This is a genomic window from Archangium minus (genome assembly GCF_044360475.1).
Taxonomy (GTDB): domain Bacteria; phylum Myxococcota; class Myxococcia; order Myxococcales; family Myxococcaceae; genus Archangium; species Archangium minus.
On the sequence record NZ_CP043494.1, the window covers coordinates 10197230 to 10214563 of the forward strand.

At 67.0% G+C, this 17334-nt stretch carries 17 protein-coding genes; 9 read left to right on the plus strand and 8 right to left on the minus strand.

The window, feature by feature from the left end:
• The first annotated feature begins 51 nt into the window (after nucleotides 1–51).
• Nucleotides 52–1299: a class I SAM-dependent RNA methyltransferase gene (locus F0U60_RS41705; protein WP_395808364.1), complete on the plus strand. Its 1248-nt coding sequence runs from the start codon at nucleotides 52–54 to the stop codon at nucleotides 1297–1299.
• Here the strand turns inward: F0U60_RS41705 and plsY are convergent.
• Together plsY and F0U60_RS41715 are read right to left on the minus strand one after the other, a co-directional pair.
• Nucleotides 1216–1797: a glycerol-3-phosphate 1-O-acyltransferase PlsY gene (gene plsY, locus F0U60_RS41710; protein WP_395808366.1), complete on the minus strand. Its 582-nt coding sequence runs from the start codon at nucleotides 1795–1797 to the stop codon at nucleotides 1216–1218. The genes F0U60_RS41705 and plsY overlap by 84 nt on opposite strands.
• A gap of 8 nt (nucleotides 1798–1805) precedes the next feature.
• Nucleotides 1806–2237: a DUF2752 domain-containing protein gene (locus tag F0U60_RS41715; protein ID WP_395808368.1), complete on the minus strand. Its 432-nt coding sequence runs from the start codon at nucleotides 2235–2237 to the stop codon at nucleotides 1806–1808.
• Nucleotides 2238–2303: 66 nt separating this feature from the next.
• Here F0U60_RS41715 and F0U60_RS41720 point away from each other — a divergent pair, with 66 nt between their 5' ends.
• On the plus strand, nucleotides 2304–2876 hold the full coding sequence (locus tag F0U60_RS41720; protein WP_395808370.1) for a DUF4920 domain-containing protein: 573 nt from the start codon (nucleotides 2304–2306) through the stop codon (nucleotides 2874–2876).
• Nucleotides 2877–2879: 3 nt separating this feature from the next.
• Entirely contained in the window at nucleotides 2880–3479 is a 600-nt protein-coding gene (locus F0U60_RS41725; RefSeq protein WP_395808372.1) for a hypothetical protein, read from the plus strand.
• Nucleotides 3480–3574: 95 nt separating this feature from the next.
• Here the strand turns inward: F0U60_RS41725 and F0U60_RS41730 are convergent, their stop codons facing one another.
• The 4 genes from F0U60_RS41730 to F0U60_RS41745 all read right to left on the minus strand — a co-directional run bounded on the left by F0U60_RS41730 (nucleotide 3575) and on the right by F0U60_RS41745 (nucleotide 10139).
• Complete coding sequence (locus tag F0U60_RS41730; protein WP_395808374.1) at nucleotides 3575–4492, minus strand: hypothetical protein; 918 nt, start codon at nucleotides 4490–4492, stop codon at nucleotides 3575–3577.
• Between the two features lie 92 nt (nucleotides 4493–4584).
• The gene (locus tag F0U60_RS41735; protein WP_395808376.1) at nucleotides 4585–6120 is read right to left on the minus strand and encodes a radical SAM protein; all 1536 of its coding nucleotides are present in this window, start codon (nucleotides 6118–6120) and stop codon (nucleotides 4585–4587) included.
• Nucleotides 6121–6263: 143 nt separating this feature from the next.
• Nucleotides 6264–6941: a hypothetical protein gene (locus tag F0U60_RS41740; RefSeq protein ID WP_395808379.1), complete on the minus strand. Its 678-nt coding sequence runs from the start codon at nucleotides 6939–6941 to the stop codon at nucleotides 6264–6266.
• 36 nt (nucleotides 6942–6977) lie between these two features.
• On the minus strand, nucleotides 6978–10139 hold the full coding sequence (locus F0U60_RS41745; protein ID WP_395808381.1) for a TonB-dependent receptor domain-containing protein: 3162 nt from the start codon (nucleotides 10137–10139) through the stop codon (nucleotides 6978–6980).
• Between the two features lie 241 nt (nucleotides 10140–10380).
• Here F0U60_RS41745 and F0U60_RS41750 point away from each other — a divergent pair, with 241 nt between their 5' ends.
• The 5 genes from F0U60_RS41750 to F0U60_RS41770 all read left to right on the plus strand — a co-directional run bounded on the left by F0U60_RS41750 (nucleotide 10381) and on the right by F0U60_RS41770 (nucleotide 13615).
• A complete protein-coding gene (locus F0U60_RS41750) occupies nucleotides 10381–11145 on the plus strand; it encodes an energy transducer TonB (protein ID WP_395808383.1) in 765 nt (254 codons plus the stop codon).
• Between the two features lie 68 nt (nucleotides 11146–11213).
• On the plus strand, nucleotides 11214–11894 hold the full coding sequence (locus F0U60_RS41755) for a MotA/TolQ/ExbB proton channel family protein (RefSeq protein WP_395808385.1): 681 nt from the start codon (nucleotides 11214–11216) through the stop codon (nucleotides 11892–11894).
• 102 nt (nucleotides 11895–11996) lie between these two features.
• Nucleotides 11997–12422 (plus strand): ExbD/TolR family protein, encoded by a 426-nt coding sequence (locus F0U60_RS41760; RefSeq protein WP_395808387.1) that lies wholly within the window; start codon nucleotides 11997–11999, stop codon nucleotides 12420–12422.
• 2 nt (nucleotides 12423–12424) lie between these two features.
• Nucleotides 12425–12940 (plus strand): ExbD/TolR family protein, encoded by a 516-nt coding sequence (locus tag F0U60_RS41765; protein ID WP_395808390.1) that lies wholly within the window; start codon nucleotides 12425–12427, stop codon nucleotides 12938–12940.
• Between the two features lie 51 nt (nucleotides 12941–12991).
• A complete protein-coding gene (locus tag F0U60_RS41770; RefSeq protein WP_395808392.1) occupies nucleotides 12992–13615 on the plus strand; it encodes a DUF2378 family protein in 624 nt (207 codons plus the stop codon).
• Here the strand turns inward: F0U60_RS41770 and F0U60_RS41775 are convergent.
• Complete coding sequence (locus F0U60_RS41775; RefSeq protein ID WP_395808394.1) at nucleotides 13516–14088, minus strand: hypothetical protein; 573 nt, start codon at nucleotides 14086–14088, stop codon at nucleotides 13516–13518. The two genes, F0U60_RS41770 and F0U60_RS41775, sit on opposite strands and share 100 nt — an antisense overlap.
• A 283-nt stretch (nucleotides 14089–14371) precedes the next feature.
• On the opposite strand from F0U60_RS41775, the gene F0U60_RS41780 reads away from it, so the two are divergent.
• A complete protein-coding gene (locus F0U60_RS41780) occupies nucleotides 14372–16006 on the plus strand; it encodes a YifB family Mg chelatase-like AAA ATPase (RefSeq protein ID WP_395808396.1) in 1635 nt (544 codons plus the stop codon).
• Here F0U60_RS41780 and F0U60_RS41785 read toward each other — a convergent pair.
• Entirely contained in the window at nucleotides 15954–17297 is a 1344-nt protein-coding gene (locus F0U60_RS41785) for an NAD(P)/FAD-dependent oxidoreductase (RefSeq protein WP_395808398.1), read from the minus strand. The genes F0U60_RS41780 and F0U60_RS41785 overlap by 53 nt on opposite strands.
• Between the last annotated feature and the right edge of the window lie 37 nt (nucleotides 17298–17334).

Genomic DNA, 17334 nt, shown 5'->3' on the forward strand with positions numbered 1-17334 from the left:
ACGGCTTTCCCGTTTGAAACCGGGCCAGCATCCGTTAAGGCGAGCCCCCCTATGGCTGAACGTCTCGCCCTCTTCGCCACCACCGCCCGCGGAACCGAGGACCTCCTGGCCGAGGAGCTCAAGGAGCTCGGCGCGCGCCGGATCCGTCAGGACCGGGGTGGAGTGCGCTTCATGGCCTCGCTCGACGAGGCGCTGAAGGTGTGTCTCTGGTCGCGCATCGCCATGCGCGTGCTCTACCCGCTGGGCGAGTTCGAGGCTCGCGGCGCCGAGGGCCTGTACGAGGCCGTGGCCAGCGTCCCCTGGGAGGAGCACCTGACGCCGGAGACCACCTTCGCCGTGGAGGCGACGCTCAAGGACAGCGAGCACAGCCACACGGGCTTCGTAGCGCTCAAGGTGAAGGACGCGGTGGTGGACCGGATGCGCGACAAGCGGGGAGCGCGCCCGGACGTGGACCCCCGGAATCCGGACGTGCGCGTGGTGGCCCACCTGGTGCGCGAGCGGCTGTCGCTCTCGTTGGACCTGTGTGGCGAGCCCCTGCACCGCCGGGGATACCGGGTGCGTCCGACGCCGGCCCCGCTGAAGGAGACGCTGGCTGCGGCCCTGCTGCGCGCGGCGGGCTACACGGGCGAGGAGGGGCTGGTGGACCCGATGTGCGGCTCGGGGACGATCCTCATCGAGGGGGGCCTCATCGCCCGGAGACGCGCCCCTGGCATCAACCGGGACTTCGCCGTGGAGAAGTGGCCCCACCTGGGCGCACGTGCACGGGAGCTGCTCGACGACCTGCGCGCGGATGCCCGCCGCAACGAGCGCAAGGTGACGGTGCCGCTGCTCGGCTTCGACAAGGATCCGGAGGCGCTGGAGGCGGCGCGGCGCAACGTGAAGGCGGCGAAGCTGGCGGAGGAGATCCACCTCGAGGAGGGCGACGCAACCAAGCTCCCTCCCCTGCCCGAGAGCGGTGGACTCATCCTCACCAACCCCCCGTATGGGGACCGGCTGGGCTCGGGCGGACAGAAAGGAATGAAGACCTTCTATTTCAAGCTGGGCGACAGCCTGCGCTCGCTGCCGGGCTGGCGCGTGTGGGTGCTCTCGGGCAACCCAGCCTTCGAGAGCGCCTTCCATGCGCGCCCGCGGAGCCGGCGCGACCTCTGGAACGGTCCCATCGCGTGCACGCTGCTCGGCTACTCGGCGGTGCCGGTGCGCGGGGGCGAGGAGAGGTCAGAAGCGCCGCTCGGTGTGCCGGAGCAGACGCAGGATGTTGCTTCGATGCGTCCAGAGGATGAGGGCGAAGAGCAGGGCTGAGAGCCACGCGTACTCGGGGGCGAGCGCGGTGAGGGAGGCGACGGCGACGGCCGTCATGCCCCCCGCCAGGGAGCCGACAGAGCTCACGCGCCAGGCCGCCACCAGCCCCGCGTAGACGAGCGCCCCGGAGATGGCCGCCAGCGGCACAAGCACGGCGAGCACCCCGAGCGCAGTGGCCACGCCCTTGCCGCCCTGCAGCTTGAGCCACACGGGGTAGACGTGGCCGAGGAAGGCGGCGAGCCCCACCCCCGCATGAACCCGAGGCGCCTCGGGTATGAGCCACAGCGCGAGGGCCACGGCCAGGGCGCCCTTGAGGGCATCCAGCAGCAGCACCACCGCACCCAGCTTCTTGCCGGCCACGCGGGTGACGTTGGTGGCGCCGATGTTGCCGCTACCGCTCTGGCGGACGTCCACACCGCGCAGCCAGCGGGTGAGCAGCACACCGAAGGGCACGGAGCCTGCCAGGTAACCGAACAGCAGAAGGGCGACAGCGTGCACGGAGACCCCTAAGCGAGCAGGTAGGGGAACTTCGCCTTCACCACCACCCAGGCGTAGTTGAGAAGGACGACGACGGCGGCACCAAGACGAACCCAGTGCCACTCTCTAGGCGAGAGCTCGAGCTGGGGAATGGGCATGGCGAAGACGAGGTGCAGCAGCATCACCACGACCATGAGGGCGAAGAAGAGGGCAGCCACGGTGCCGAGCGGGTTGGCGTCCCAGGCTCCGGCGAGGTTGAAGTGGGCCACCCGGTCCGCCACCCGCGTCAGCCCACAGCCGAGACAGGGCCACCCGGTGGTTTCCCGCAGGGCACAGCCCCAGAAGGGAATGAGCCTCGCCACGGGGATGTAGCGGGCGACAAGCAACCCGACGAGGCCCACGAGACCGAGCACGTCGGCGAGACCGAAGGTGCGGTTGGGCTTGGGGAGGGAGACCTTCACGTTGGGTAGTGTAACCGGGATGGAGGGCGCCTTGCCCAGACAAAGGCTTCGGGCTATCGGTGAGGGATGAAGACCTTCCGCTCCGCCCTGCTGACGCTGTTCGCCCTTCCCCTCGTGGCGCTCGCCGAGGCTCCTGCCCCGGCCGCGCAGAAGCCCGCCGCGAAGCCCGCCGAGGCCGCCGCGAAGCCTGGGAAGGTGCAGGAGGATTGCCCTCACCCGCCGCCCCCCGCGGATGCGAAGCCGGCCTCGGGCTGGACGCTGACGCGCGGCGAGGCGCTGAAGGGAGCGCCCGCGGTGAAGCTTGCCGAGCTGCTGGCGAAGCCGCAGGCCCACGACGGCAAGACGGTGCGCGTGGAGGGCCAGGTGCGCAAGGCGTGCCAGAAGAAGGGGTGCTGGATGGAGCTCGCCGAGGGCCAGAAGGGCGCCGGAGTACGGGTGACGTTCAAGGACTACGGCTTCTTCGTGCCGGTGGACTCGGCGGGCTCGGCGGCGCGGGTGGAGGGCATGGTGAAGGTGACGGAGCTGAGCGAGGCCATGGCGAAGCACTACGAGGCCGAGGGCGCCATGGTGCCGCGTGGCAGCGACGGCAAGCCGCGCGAGGTGCAGCTGGTGGCCACGGGCGTTGAGCTGCGCCGTTAAACGATGGCACGCGGCTTCAGCATGAGGGGCGTGATGGGCGCGGCCGATCGAGCCGTGCAATACGCCCGGAACTGGTTGCTATCGGTCGAGCCCGGCTCCCGAGTCCACGACGTGCAGGAGGACCCGCGCTTCCAGCACCGCGGGGTGGATCTGCTGTGGGAGCTGCCCTCGGGAGAGGTGCGCGGCATCGAGGTCAAGGGAGACCGCCAGCCGCGCCGGCGGCGCTACTTCTTCGAGCTGGTCTCCAACCTGGAGCGGGACACACCGGGCTGCTTCCTCTACAGCGGCGCGGATCTGCTGGTGTACGTGTTCCTGGCGCAGGGAGAGCTGCACGTGCTGCCGCTGAAGGCGGTGCGCGAGTGGTTCCTCCCGAGGGCGAAGTCCTACGAGCTGCGGCACACCTTCACGCAAACAGGAGCCATCCGCTACACGACGGTAGGGGCGGTGGTACCAGTGAAGGATGTGCAGGAGGCGGTACCCGAGGTGAAGTTCATCCCCCTGCCCCGTCGGGGACGCACGGCGGAGGAGACGCAGTCCACGGGGGAAGGACCGCCCATGCCACAGGGGCCTCAGGAAAAACCCGAGGAAGACGTGCCCTACTAACCCTCTCCCTCTGGGAGAGGGACGGGGTGAGGGTATAGAAACTCCCGATTTCAACCCGTGGCCCCACAAAGGGGGACCACGGGAAGAACAACCACTCAGTGCTGGTGCTGGTGGCGCCGGTGGCCCGGGTGGGCCTCGTCGTGGGCCTTCTCGACGCGAGCGCGGTCCTGGGAGAGCGCCGCGAGCGAGGTCCGGTCGCCGAGCTGCTTATAGGCGTGCTCCAGGCGGGCGACGATGTCCAGCGCGAGGTGCCAGTCCTGGCTGCGCTCGGCCTCCTCCAGGATGGGGCGGCCCACGGCGGCGACCTTGTCGTTGGCACCCAGGTGCAGCAGCCCATCCACGGCGAGCACGCGCGAGATAGGCGCGCGAGAGCCGTCCGTGGCCACCTTCTGCAGGTCCTCGAGCGCCGCATCCCGCTCGCCCCGGGCGGCGCGGATGATGGGCTTGGAGACACCGCGACGATCGGGCAGCAGGAACTCCTCCAGGTCGGAGAAAGACTCGGCGTGCTGGACGTAGCCAGCCTTGGCGAGCATCTCAGCGAGGTCGTCGAAGGCGCGGGCGGCGCGCTCGTCGAACACGCGCAGGGCCTCCTGCATGAAGCCCGGCTCGGGCTCGCCCTTGTCATTGACGGGCACGCGCTGGCGCACCTCGTTCATGCGGGCAAAGGAGGAGTCCACGGGGGCCTGCTGCGAGCCCTGGAGGAGCTGTCCGAGGGCGCCCATGAGCAGGGCGAGGCTCTCGGAGAGCTCGTACGGGGCGAGCCGGTCAGACAACCAGCGCTTCCACAGCTCCCCGGCGGCGGCATAGGGGAAGGGAGCGAACTGCCCGGTGCCCTTCCACTGGGGCATCCATCCCTCGGCGATGCCGCTGGGGTACTTCTTCTCAGCGAGCTGGCGGAAGTCCGCCTCGCTCACCTGGACGCCGTAGTGTCCGAGCGTCCCGATGATGGCCTCCGTCGAGTAGTCCTTCAGCCCCTTGCGCTGCCACGCCTTATCCACGCGATCCGTGCTCACTGCGGATGCAAGCCTCCTGGCGCCTGGAAACGGCGCACGCGGCCTTCTAACAGAGAGCAGGCGGCCCAGGGCAAGGGTTGGCCGCGCCAGTGTCAGACGTAGTGCGGAGCGACGTTCTCCACCCGGGGCCACTCGGTGGGCCGGCGCCGTCCGTCTTCCACACGGCGGGCCAGGTAGGGCTGACAGTTGCGCTCCTGGAAGGCGCGCTTGAAGGCCGCGAAGCTCCCACCAGCCTTCCAGGCGTCCATGGCGGCGAGGCCAGCTTCAGGGCCACACTGGGCCAGCATGTACTCCACCCAGGCCCAGCGAGCGGAGGTGGGCCGCACCTCGGCACGTCCCTTGAGGCCCCGCCGCAGCCGCTCCAGCCGACCTTCCACCTCGCGGATGCCGGCGAAGGGTGCCCCATCCAGGGGCGTATTGCGCTTGGCCACGAAGGGGGCCACCCCCAGCGCCACGGGGAGAATCTTCGACAGCTCCACGGTGAAGCGGGCCAGCTCGTCGATGTCGACGTCTTCCTCCAGGGGCAGGCCGACGACGTTGTACACCTTGAGCTGCCGCATCCCCGCCGTCTTGGCGAAGTTCGCCGCGCGGATGATCTGCTCCTCCGAGTGCTTGCGGTCGACCAGGTCGCGCATGCGCTGCGAGGCCCCATCTGCGGCCACGGTGAGGTTGGTGGCGCCTCCGCGCCGCAGTTGATCCACCAACTCCTGGGTGAGGCGATCCGCGCGCAGCGAGGACACGCCCACCTCCCGGCCCGAGTCCACAAGGGTCCTCAGCAGCTCGACGATGCGGGGGTGATCCGTCACGGCAGCGCCCACGAGGCCCACGCGCTTCGCGTGCTCGGGGATGAGAGACAGCACGCGCTCGGGCGGCACGGTACGCATGCCCCCGTTGGTGGTGCGCCGCATGACGCAGTAGTGGCACCCACGCGAGCAGCCACGCTCGGGCTCGATGAGGAACATCGAGCGCAGCTCCGTGTGCGGGGTGACAATGGCCGAGCGCGCGGGCAGACGCGCGTCCGAGGCTTTCGCGACGTGGTAGCGCTGGCCGCCCCGACCGGCCACCCGGAAGCCGGGGATACTCGCCAGGTGGGTGAGGAGCGCGTCCTTCTCCATGGACGCCGCCGCTTCCAGCAGCACGTGGATGAGATCATCGGCCTCGCCCTGCACGAGCACGTCCACGAAGGGCTCGAGCGGATCCGGGTTGGAGAACGTGAGCGGACCGCCAGCCACCACGAGGGGGTGGCGCTCATCGCGCTCCTCTTTGAGGAGCGGAATGCCGGACAGCTCGAGCATGGAGAAGAGCCCGGACAGCTCCAGCTCGTAGGCCACGGAGAAGGCCAGCATGTGGAAGCTGGAGACGGGGGCCTGTGACTCGAAGGTGAAGAGGGGCGTGCGGGTGCGTCGGTACGCCTCCACGTCATCGGGCAGGAAGGCGCGCTCGGCGGTGGCACCGGGGTGGGAGTGAATCTCCCGGTACATGGCCTGGTAGCCGAGCGAGCTCATCCCCACGTGGTAGGGGCTCGGGTAACAGAGGGCCACCCGGTAGGGCGCCTCCTTGCGGAGCGTGCCCTGCTCGTCCGCCAGCAGCGCCGCGACACGTTCAACGAGTGAGTACCGACCCTCCATGCACCTTCCCGACAAGTCTCAAAACGGAGTTCAACCGTCCATAAACACCGCGGCCCCGGGCTGCCACTCCCACGTGGGGGAGGAGCAACCGGGGCCGCGATTCACTTCAGGCGTCTACGGCCGTGGCCGAGCTCGCCTCCTTGCTAGTCGACGAAGGAGGGAACGTCCTTGGCCGGCACGCAGATCTTCAGGGTCGGGTGGCAGGTGACCGCCATGTCCGGGTTGATCTTCGAGCCCTTGCCGCAGTTATGCGCCGGATCTGCATCGCCGGGGGTGCAGCCGATAGCCGGCCACATGGCGTGTACCTTGACCTCCGTGGTGCAGCCATCGCGGGTGTAGGAGAGATCCGCACGCAGCTGGGTTCCCGGAGCGCGGGGGGCCGTGTAGACCTCCACGTTGGAGAACTTGTAGCTGATCTGCGTCGCATCTTCCGTCGCGCTGGAGGCAGCCGCCACCGAGGCCTCGCTCAGCGACGCCGCCTTGCAGAAGTCGTTGGCGTCCACTTCCGAGCCCAGGGAACCGACCGCCGTCTGCTGCTTCTGATCCCCGGGGTCGCGGCTGCCGCGGGAGGCCAGCCCGGCCGGCCGCATCGCCAGAACGTTGGAGTCCTCCTTGTTCGGATCCCGGTACTTGAAGACACCCACCAGCTCACCCGCCGGAGGAGGCTGCGCGCACGTCGGCTGCCCCTCCTTCACATCATACCGGGCGATCCAGCTCGTCGAGTCCTGCACGACGCAGCCCGCGGAAGGCTGCTCGATGTCGCAAGCCGTCACGAGGAGACCCGCCCCGAGCACGGCTACCACCGTTGAAACGCGCTTCATGGTCATGTGCTTGAGTTCCAATCCGTTTGGGGCTGCTTAGAAGGTGTAGCGGATGCCGAAGCGAACCTGACGCGGCGACTGATACTGCGTCGCCTTCTTGAAGTTCGGGTTCACGTCGTCCTGGGTCATCGGGCGCTCGCCGTCGTCCGTCACGACAACCGCCTTGCCGGGCACATCCGACGTCGTGCCGTCCACCACCGGCAACACCGCCTTGTACGTGTAGTTCTCATCCACCAGCGTGGCCGTCTGGAAGTTGAAGAGGTTGAACACGTCCAGGGTGAAGGACACGGTGCTGGTCTTGGTGACCCGGTAGTTCAGGCCGATGTTGGTGTCGATGTTGTTGACCCAAGGCGTACGGCCACCGGAACCGCGCGGCAGCACGAAGCCCTCGCCCTCACCGTAGTCCACGTGGCCGCCCAGGTAGTTGATGGGCGTACCCGAGCTACCGCGGTAGGAGAGACCGAGGCTACCCGAGAAGTCCTTGGTGAAGTTGAACTCCTTGGCACCGAAGACCTTGACGGAGTGGGTGCGGTCGTACGGCAGCAGACCCGTCCGGTTGTCCAGCAGCGAGATGAGGTCGAAGTCGGACAGGATGTTCGGGTCGAGCTGACCGGTCTCCGGACGGAAGAGGCCCGGGTAGTTACCGTACAGCCGAGACCAGGTGTAGCTCGCCTGAGCCAGCCAGCCCTCGCTGAAGGCGCGGGTCAGCATCACCGTCACCGCGTTGTAGGTACGCTCCGGAACCGGGAACTCCTTGGCGAAGCCCGAGCCCGGGTTGCCGAGGAAGTACGTGGCGCCGTCGTCGCGGCTCATGTCCTCGATGACCGAGTTCATGGCGCGGTGGGTGTACATCGCGCCCAGGCGGGTGTTGGCCAGGAGCTCGTACTCGGCGCCCACCAGGTACTCGCTGTTCGACTGCGGAACGATGTCCGGGTCGACAGAGAGGTTCTCGAGCTTACCACCCGTGTAGAGGCGGCTGGGGTTCCGGTTGCTCTCAGCGGACGCGTAGATGTACTTCGGATCGGCGCAACCACCACGCTGGCCCTCGAGGGTGCTGGGATCGCAGCCCTCGCCGGCCGCGTTGGCGGCCACGCGGTTGGTGTTGTAGCGGGACTCACCCGGGAACTGACGGTCCACGAGGTTGAGCGGCACCTGCTCGTAGTACCGCGCGTAGTTCGCGTAGACCTTCATCTGGCCGTTGCCGAGCGGATCCACGATCACGCCCACGCGCGGCGACCACTGGTTGCCCAGCACGAACGCGAGGTTCTCACCGCCGTACAGCGACTGCACGTCGTAGCGCAGACCGGCGTTGATCGTCACCCGGTTGGCGATGGACCAGCTGTCCTGCACGAAGCCACCAACGGTGATGCTGGAGCTCTTCGTGTGGAGGCTGGCCAGGTTGACCGGAGAGTCCGGGCCCGTCTGGTAGCCGTAGCGGCGGAAGTCCGACCAGCCGATGTCACCGGCCGAGTTGAGCTCCACCTCCTGGAAGGAGACGCCGCCCGAGATGGCCTTCGTCTGATCATAGACGAGCATCTCGGTGTCCGCGCCCGCCTTGATCACGTGCTGGCCGAAGAAGTTCGCCAGGTAGGTGGCCTTGACGTTCGCCTGGTAACGGTCGATCAGCGTCTTGGAGAGGCCGCCGAAGCCGCCGGCGTCGTAGGTCTGCACCGGGCAGCGCTCCAGCTGCTCCTTCAGCGTCACGCCGCAGTACTCCGGCGTGGCCGCACCCGGCACGTCTTCCACGGTCAGCAGCGAGCGCGGGAACTGGTACGTGAGGCGGGAACGACCCGCCAGGCCATTGCCCGAGAGGATCTCCCGGTCACCCTCGGGGGTGCCCAGCTGATCACCGCTGCCGTCGATGGGCAGGGTGGAAGCCGTCTGGTGGAACCAACCGAGGTTGGCGTCCAACAGGAGCTTCTTGTCCATGAAGGAGCCGGCGTACTTGAGGCCCGTCGCGGTGCTGTTCGTGTTCACCTCCGCCAGACCCGTCGCCGCAGGGTTCGCGTCGATACGGCTGGCGACGCCACCGGTCAGGCGGTTGATCGTCAACCGGCCATTGCCACCGCTCGTGGTCGGCGAGGTGTTGACCGACAGCGAGAGGTTGTGATCCTGGTTGATGAGGTAGGTCAACTTACCCATCGCCTGGACGCTGCGCTGGTCGGCGAAGAACGTGCGCTCAGAACCGGGGATCAGGGTGGTGGTGGGGTTGCCCTCAGCATCGACCCCGGTGAAGGCATTGAGGGTACGCAGGTGCTTCCACCGGGTCGCCGACGGAGCCACACCGGCGAAGAACCACAGCTTGTCCTTGAGGATCGGACCACCGAGGGTGGCGCCGAGATCGCCCAGGTTCAACAGCGAGCTCTGGCCGGTGATGACCGAGCCGCTGCTTCTGATGGCCTCGCGGGTACCCTCGAGGGCGCCCGGGGTCCAGTTCGCGAACACCGTGCCGTGGAACTCGTTGGAGCCCGACTTGGTGACCGCGTTGACCACGCCGCCGGTGGAGCGGCCGTACTCCGGCATGTAGCCGCCGGTGATGATGTTGACGTCCTGCACGAACTCCACGCTCAGCGGGCTGGCGTTGATGCCGAACGCCGCGTCGTTCGTGGACAGGCCGTCCACCACGTAGCCGTTCTCAGGCGAGGTGGCGCCGTTGATGGACACGCCGTACTGGTCGCTCTGCGCGCCAGGGGCCAGCTCAGCAAGGCTCTCGAAGCCGCGCGACGCACCACCGCGGCCCGTCGGACGGTTCACCGCAATGCGCTTGATGAACTCCTGGTCGACGCTGACACCCGTGTTGGTCGAACCCACGTCGATGGTCGGCGGGCGGGCCGTCACCTCGATGGTCTCGGTGAAGCTCTCAGGCAGCAGCTCCACGTTCACGCGGATGGTACGGTCCAGACGCAGCTGGATGTCCGGACGCGAGAACGGCCTGAACGACTCCTTGTCGAAACGCAGGGTGTAGACACCCGGCGGCAGCTGGGGAATACGATATTGACCCTGAGCGTCCGTAACAACAACCTGCTCGCCCTGAAGATTGGGCGACGTCGCGGTGACGACCACATCCGCGACCGGCTTCTTGTCTTCGGCGCTAACGACCGTACCGACGATCACGCTGTCGGCATAAGCCGCGGTCCCGTACGACAGACTCGCGACCACGACCACTCCAGTTGCCCGGAGCATCCGTTTTACCTGCATGCTGGGAACCCCTCCAAGGTGGGCTTGCACTGCAACTAAAATGGTCCGGGAAAATATCCGAGGTCTACCAGTTGTCAATATGCCGTTGCTTTTTGGTGACTACTGGGGCATTGCGCGATCACACAGGTGGCCTCCAGGGTGGGGTCACTTGCACCCGTCCCCGGTTTTTGTAATGTAGCGCGCCTTTTGCGATCCGGGTCAGGACGTGGTGGGAGTCCACCGGAGTAGAGGAGCGTAGCGCATGTTCGACTCTGTCCTTGACCGCGGGCAAGGCCCCAAGTCTCGCTTCGGCGTGGGCGCCGTCATCTCGGTCGTCCTGCATGTCGGCCTGTTTGCCGCTGCGGTCTGGCTCTCCACCCGTCCTCCGAAAGAGGAGGAGAAGGAGGTGGAGGTGACGTTCAAGCAGGCGATGGCGCCTCCGGCGATGACCGCCGCGCCGCCGCCTCCTCCGCCTCCGCCGCCGGCGAAGAAGAAGAGCAACCCCACCAAGAAGCCGGTGGTGAAGAAGCCGGACGTCATCGTCCAGCCGAAGGAGATCCCCCAGGAGAAGCCGCCCGAGGTGGAGCCTGATCCGAACGCCGGTCAGGAGGAGGAGGCCAGTGAGGAAGAGGTGGAGGGAGGCGTTGAGGGGGGCGTGGCCGGCGGTGTGATCGGCGGCGTAGTGGGAGGAGTGGTTGGTGGAGTGCTCGGTGGGCAGGTGGGCAGCACGGGAACGGACGTGCTTCCGTTCGGCGCGGGAATGACTCGCCCCGAAAAGCTTTCTGGTCCTGCGCCTCAGTACACCCGCGAGGCCCTCGAGGCGCGCGTCCAGGGCCTGATGATCGTCAAGTGCGTCATCACCACCGAGGGAGCTATCGAGCGGTGCCGCATCATCAAGCCGCTGCCCCACATGGAGCAGGCGGTGTTGGATTCGCTGTATGCCCAGCGCTACAAGCCGGTGACGTTCCAGGGCCGGCCCGTCCAGGTCGACTACACCTTCAACATCCGTCTGAGCCTGCCCCGTTAGTAGGGCTCCGCCGTCAGTCGTAACCGCCGTATCCCAACCGCGCTCGAGGAGGAGCGCTTCCCCCAGCCATGCAATTCACGCTTACCGATATCTGGCACCACACGGGCCTCTTCGCCCGCTGCATCATCTTCGCTCTGGCGATCATGTCCGTTTCGTCGCTGGTGGTGATGGCGGAGCGCATCATCGTCTTCCGTAAGACGCGTAAGGACTCGCGCAATTTCGCCGCCAAGATGGGCGCCATCCTGGCCAAGGGCGATCTGCAGCAGGCCGCCAACACCAACATGGGCAAGGAGATCGGCCACCTGGGCCGCGTCATCAGCTCGGGCCTGACGGCGTACCGCATCAGCCCGTCCGACAAGGACGTGGCGGTGGAGTCGGTGGCGCGCGCGCTGGAGCGTCAGGCGCAGCGTGAGGTGCAGAGCCTCAAGCGCGGTCTGGGCGTGCTGGCCACGGTGGGCTCCACGGCCCCGTTCGTGGGTCTGCTCGGCACCACGATGGGTATCGTGAACGCCTTCCAGCTCATGGCGGCCGCCGGCTCCGGTGGTCTGGGCACCATCTCCGCCGGTATCGCCGAGGCGCTCATCACCACGGCCTTCGGTCTGCTGGTGGCCATCCCGGCGGTTATGGCCTACAACTTCCTGTCGGGTTGGGTGGACGCTCGCTCGGTGGACATCTCCGAGTCGTCCAACGAGTTCCTCGACGTGGTGGCGCGCAACCTGGGCGGCGGCTCGCACGCCCCCCAGGCCTAGTCACCCCGAGAGTTCCCGGCCCGCCTCCTCGTGCGACGGGTCTCCTGAAATGGGAGACCCCACGTGGGGCGGGCGCTCTCATCTCCAGCAACAGGTGCACGCATGGGAATGTCCGTAGGTGGTCCCCAAGGGGGCCCGAAGAGCGACATCAACGTCACGCCACTGGTGGACGTGGTGCTGGTGCTCCTCATCATCTTCATGGTCGTCACGCCCATGCTCCAGCGTGGCAAGTCCGTGACCCTGCCCAAGGCGGCCAAGGTCGAGGACGAAAAGGGCAGTACGAACGACCCGGATCCGATCATCCTCTCCGTCACCACGGACAAGAAGATGTTCGTGGAGCAGGACGAGTACGACGCGGCGGCGCTGGAGGCCAAGCTGAAGGACACGCTGGCCTACCTGCCCAACAAGAAGATCCTCCTCAAGGGTGACAGCTCCCTCTCCGTGGGCGATGTGCGCCAGGTGATGGAGGTCACCCGCAAGGCCAAGGCCAAGAAGATCTTCCTGGGTGTCGAGGAGCTGAAGAACTAGCCATGGCTACCTCCCGCAAGTTCGTCAAGCCGTCGACCCCCCCGAACTCGGAGATCAACGTCACGCCGCTGGTGGACGTGGTGCTGGTGCTCCTCATCATCTTCATGGTCGTCACCCCGCTCCTCGAGAAGGACATCGAGGTGCGCATTCCGGAGACGGAAGACGTGCCCGTGGAGCAGATGCCCCAGGACAACAGCCAGCTGATCGTCAAGCTGGACGCCGACGGCACCTACTCCATCAACACGGAGCCGGTGACTCCGGGCGACTACGTCAACAAGCTCAAGCGCATGCTGGCCGCCAAGTCGAAGGAGGACCGTATCGTCTTCTTCGTGGCGGACGACAAGGCGAACTACGGCAAGCTCGTGGCCGCCTTCGACGGCGCCAAGCAGGCTGGCGCCTTCGTGCTGGGCATGGCCACCGAGGACATCCCGGCGGGTGCCGCCGCTCCGGAAGGAGAGCCGGGAGCTGCTCCGGCGGGGGATCCGGGAGCCGCTCCGGCGCCCGCCCCGGCCCCGTAGTCGCAGTGCGATTCACATCCAGGGGCTCGTCGGTTAGAGTGGAAAATTCCCATGCCCGACGAGCTCCTGGTTTTTGAGCAGACCCTCGAAGCGGTCTACGTGCGCGCTCTGCACGGGCGCCTCCCGCCAGCGTGCAAAGCGCGACTGCGTCAGGCGGGGTTGGACCTCGATCAGAAGCTCCGCCCTGCCTATGCCTTTGATGCGTGGATGACGTTCCTGCGCATCACGGCCGAGGAGCTCTACCCCGGCGAGCCCCTGGAACAGGGCGCCTTCAAGCTGGGCGAGGCCTGCATTGACGGCTTCCGCGAGACGATGCTGGGACGCGCCGTGCTCTCGCTGCTGCGAGTGCTCGGGCCTCGGCGGGCCCTCATGCGGGCCACTCAGAACTTCCGGGCGGGCAACAACTACACCGAGTCACGTCTCAAGGAGCTGAGCCCGCGCCAGTTCGAGCTGTGGATGAACGAGGTCGGCTCCCTGCCCTCGTTCACGGCCGGCATCCTCCACGCGGGCCTGCGGACGGCCGGCGCGGAGAACATCCGCATCGACATGACCGGCTACGACGGCCACGGTTGCACCTACTGCATCAGCTGGAGCGAGGCCTCCGTCTCCTCGGGCGTGGCCGGCAAGGGCGACTCCAGGGCCGCCACCAGATCCGGATCCATCAGCTCTCTGTAGATGAACTCGGCGATCAACCCCGTCACCATCCAGATGGGCAGGATGTAGAGCGACGTCATCTCCCAGAGGATGGCGCCGCTGTCCGCGTAGTACCAGATGCGGTAGCCCGTCAGCTTCTCCAGGAACAGCCCACTGATGCCCTCGAAGAAGAGGATGGCGTGGCCGTAGAGCACCGCGCGCAGCAGGGTGTGCTGACGGAAGGTGCGGCGGTAGATGGCCTCGATGAAGAAGAAGCAGGCCACGCCGTAGATGAGGAACATCCACAGCGAGCACTGGCCATAGGCCGTGACAACAGGCGTGTCCCAGATGTCGTTGAGACCCAGCCGGTCATCCACCCGCCACTGAAAGCGGAAGAGCATCTCAAGCACCGGGACATGCCGGGCGATGCGGACCAGGTTGTAGAAGAAGATCTCCGACGACAGGCCCACCATCCCGTAGAGGCAGAAGCGGAAGATGGCGAACGTCAGCTTCAACCGCGCGTTGCGCTTCAAATCCGCGCGGCGGACGTGGACAGAAGGGTGAGAACTCTCCGTATGAGGGGCTGAGCCGGTGTGTTCCATGGCTCATGAGATTAACCGAATTCCGCGTTGGCTGTCCGCTTCCTGCCCTGCGGTACGAGCATAACTCCCGGACGCAGGTGCTCGACCCATGGGACGCGCCATCCGCGCTCAGGGACAGAAGGGAAAGGTTGCTCCTCAGAGCCGGCTCGGTACGCGCATTGCTCCCGCGAGGCGAGAACCCTTCGGAGGGCAAGACATGTTGGCGCGGGTACGGTCGGGCGCGTTGATGGGAATCGACGCGGTGGTGGTGGAGTGCGAGGTGGACATGGCCCTAGGGCTCCCCTACTTCAACGTCGTGGGGCTCCCTGAGGGAGCGGTGCGTGAGTCCAAGGTGCGCGTCGTCTCCGCGCTCAAGAACTGCGGCTTCGAGCTGCCCTCCAAGCGCATCACCGTGAACCTGGCCCCGGCGGACATCCGCAAAGAGGGCGCAGCCTTCGAGCTACCCATCGCGCTGGGGGTGCTGGCGGCAGCGAAGCTGATGGAGGAGGAGCCCCTGTCGCACTACCTCTTCGGCGGAGAGCTGTCGCTGGATGGGTGGGTGAAGCCTATCAAGGGCGTGCTGCCTCTGGCGGTGGCGGCGCGTGACGGCGGCTACGAGGGCGTGATGGTGCCCGCGGCGAACGCGGCCGAGGCAGCATTGGTGGAGGGCATCCACGTGCTGGCCGTCAGCCACCTGCGCGAGGCCGTGGACCACCTCACTGGGGAAAAACCCCTGCTCCCCTTCACCCGCGAGAACGTCTCCCCTGCCCGCGCACGTGTGCGCCAGACCCCCCTGGACATGTCCGACGTCCGGGGACAGGCGGACTTAAAGACGGCGTTGGAGCTCGCTGCCGCTGGAGGTCACAACGTGTTGCTGTGCGGCCCTCCTGGCTCGGGCAAGACGATGCTGGCCCGACGCCTGCCCGGCATCCTCCCCACCATGGGGTTCGATGAGGCCCTGGAGGTGACAAAGATTTACTCCGTGCTCGGCTTGCTGGGAGACGAACAGGCGCTGATGCGCGAGCGCCCCTTCCGCGCTCCCCACCACACCATCTCCGACGCAGGGCTCGTGGGCGGTGGCCCGAACACGAGGCCTGGCGAGCTCTCCCTCGCACACCACGGGGTGCTCTTCCTCGATGAGTTGCCCGAGTTCCGCAAGAACGTGCTGGAGGTGCTGCGACAACCGCTGGAGGAAGGGTCCATCCACCTGGCGCGCGCCACCCACCATGTCACCTACCCCTGCCGGGTGATGCTGGTGGCAGCGATGAATCCCTGCCCGTGTGGCTACTTCAACGTCCCCGGGCAGCGCTGCACCTGCAAGGAGTACCGCATCCACGACTACCACTCCCGGGTGAGCGGCCCCCTGCTGGACCGCATTGACATCACCCTGCAGACACGCCCGGTGGAGTACCACCACATCGCCCGGAATGGCACGGAGGAGCCAACGAACGCGTACTACCGAGAGCGCGTGGAGGCCGCGCGCGAGCGCCAACGGTTCCGCTTCCGCGACGAGCCGGGCGTGCATTGCAACGCCCAGATGCCGGTACGGCTGCTGCACCGCTACTGCAAGCCCTCACCACGGGCCGCGGAGAAACTCGAGAAGGCCGTGCTCCAGTTCGGCTTGTCCGCACGCGCCCATGACCGCATCCTCAAACTGGCCCTGTCCCGGGCGGACCTGGAAGGGCATGACCGCATCGAGGAAGTGGATATGAATCTGGCCATCGGCTGCCGGCAGCTCGACCGTCGGGGATGGCTGAACGCCAACACCCACGGAGGTCCACCCGGCCGCCAGGACGCCTTCAGCCAGCTGCTACCCCCCGCGCGGAACTCCCAGCACCCGGACGATCCTTGAGCGTGCCCTCCCCTGCCCTCTTCTCGGGCCTCACCAACTCGGGCAACGGACCCGTAATGAGACGGGCCGAGCGCTTGAAGGCAATGAACGAGTACGCCCAGTCCAGGAGCACGGCCAGCTTGCTGCGGAATCCGATGAGGAAAAGGATGTGGATGCCAAGCCATGCCATCCATGCGCTGAACCCCGAGGACTGGAAACGCTGGAAGGCCACCCCCACCGCTTTGCCTCGTCCGATGACCGCGTAGGTGCCTCGGTCCCAGTAGCGGAAGGGCTCCATTCCCTTCCCCTCCAGGTGGCGGCGGATGTTGCGCGCAGCGTGCTTGCCCTGCTGAATGGCCGCAGGCGCCACACCCGGAATGGGGTTGCCGTCCTGAACGAAGTGCGCCAGGTCCCCGATGACAAAGACATCCTGGCGGCCAGGAATCGTGAGCTCGGGCGACACCTTGACGCGGCCCGCTCGGTCCAGCTCCGCCCCCAACGAGCCCGCCACCGGTGAAGCGGCGACCCCCGCCGCCCAGATGATGCACCTCGACGCGATGTGCTCCTCGCCGATGTACACGCCCGTCTCGTCGATATGGGTGACTCGCGTGTGGGTTCGCACTTCCACCCCGAGCTTCTCCAGGGCCCGCCGCGCCTTCTCCGAGAGAGGCTCCGGATAGACAGGCAGCACGCGCGGCACCCCCTCCAACAACAGGATGCGGGCCTGGGACGGATCGATGTTGTGGAAGTCCTTCGCCAGCGTGTGGCGGGAGATCTCCGCCAGCGCCCCCGCCATCTCCACCCCCGTGGGCCCCGCTCCGATGATGACGAAGGTGAGGAGCTCGCGGCGCCGCACTGGGTCGGGCTCGCGCTCGGCCATCTCGAAGGCCAGTAGCACCCGCCGACGGATTTCCAACGCGTCGTCGATCGTCTTCAACCCCAGGGCGTACTTCGCCCACTCGTCGTGACCGAAGTAGGAGTGCGTCGCTCCCGTGGCGATGATCAGGTAATCGTAGGACAGCTCGCCATCGGCGAGCAGGACACGCTTGTTGGCCACGTCCACGCCCGTCGCCTCGGCGAGCAGGACGGTCGCCTCTCTGCTCAACAGGCCGCGGATAGGCGAGGCGATCTCCCCCGGGCTGAGCGTGGCCGTAGCCACCTGGTACAACAGGGGCTGGAAGAGATGGTGGTTCTGCCGGTCCACCACGGTGACGCGCACCGGAGCGTTGCGCAGCGAACGCGCCGCGTACAGGCCGCCAAAACCACCGCCGAGAATGACCACGTGGGGGTACTTGTCGCCTTGGGTCGCCATGCTCTGGAACTTCCTCCCAGCGAGTGGAAATTCAACG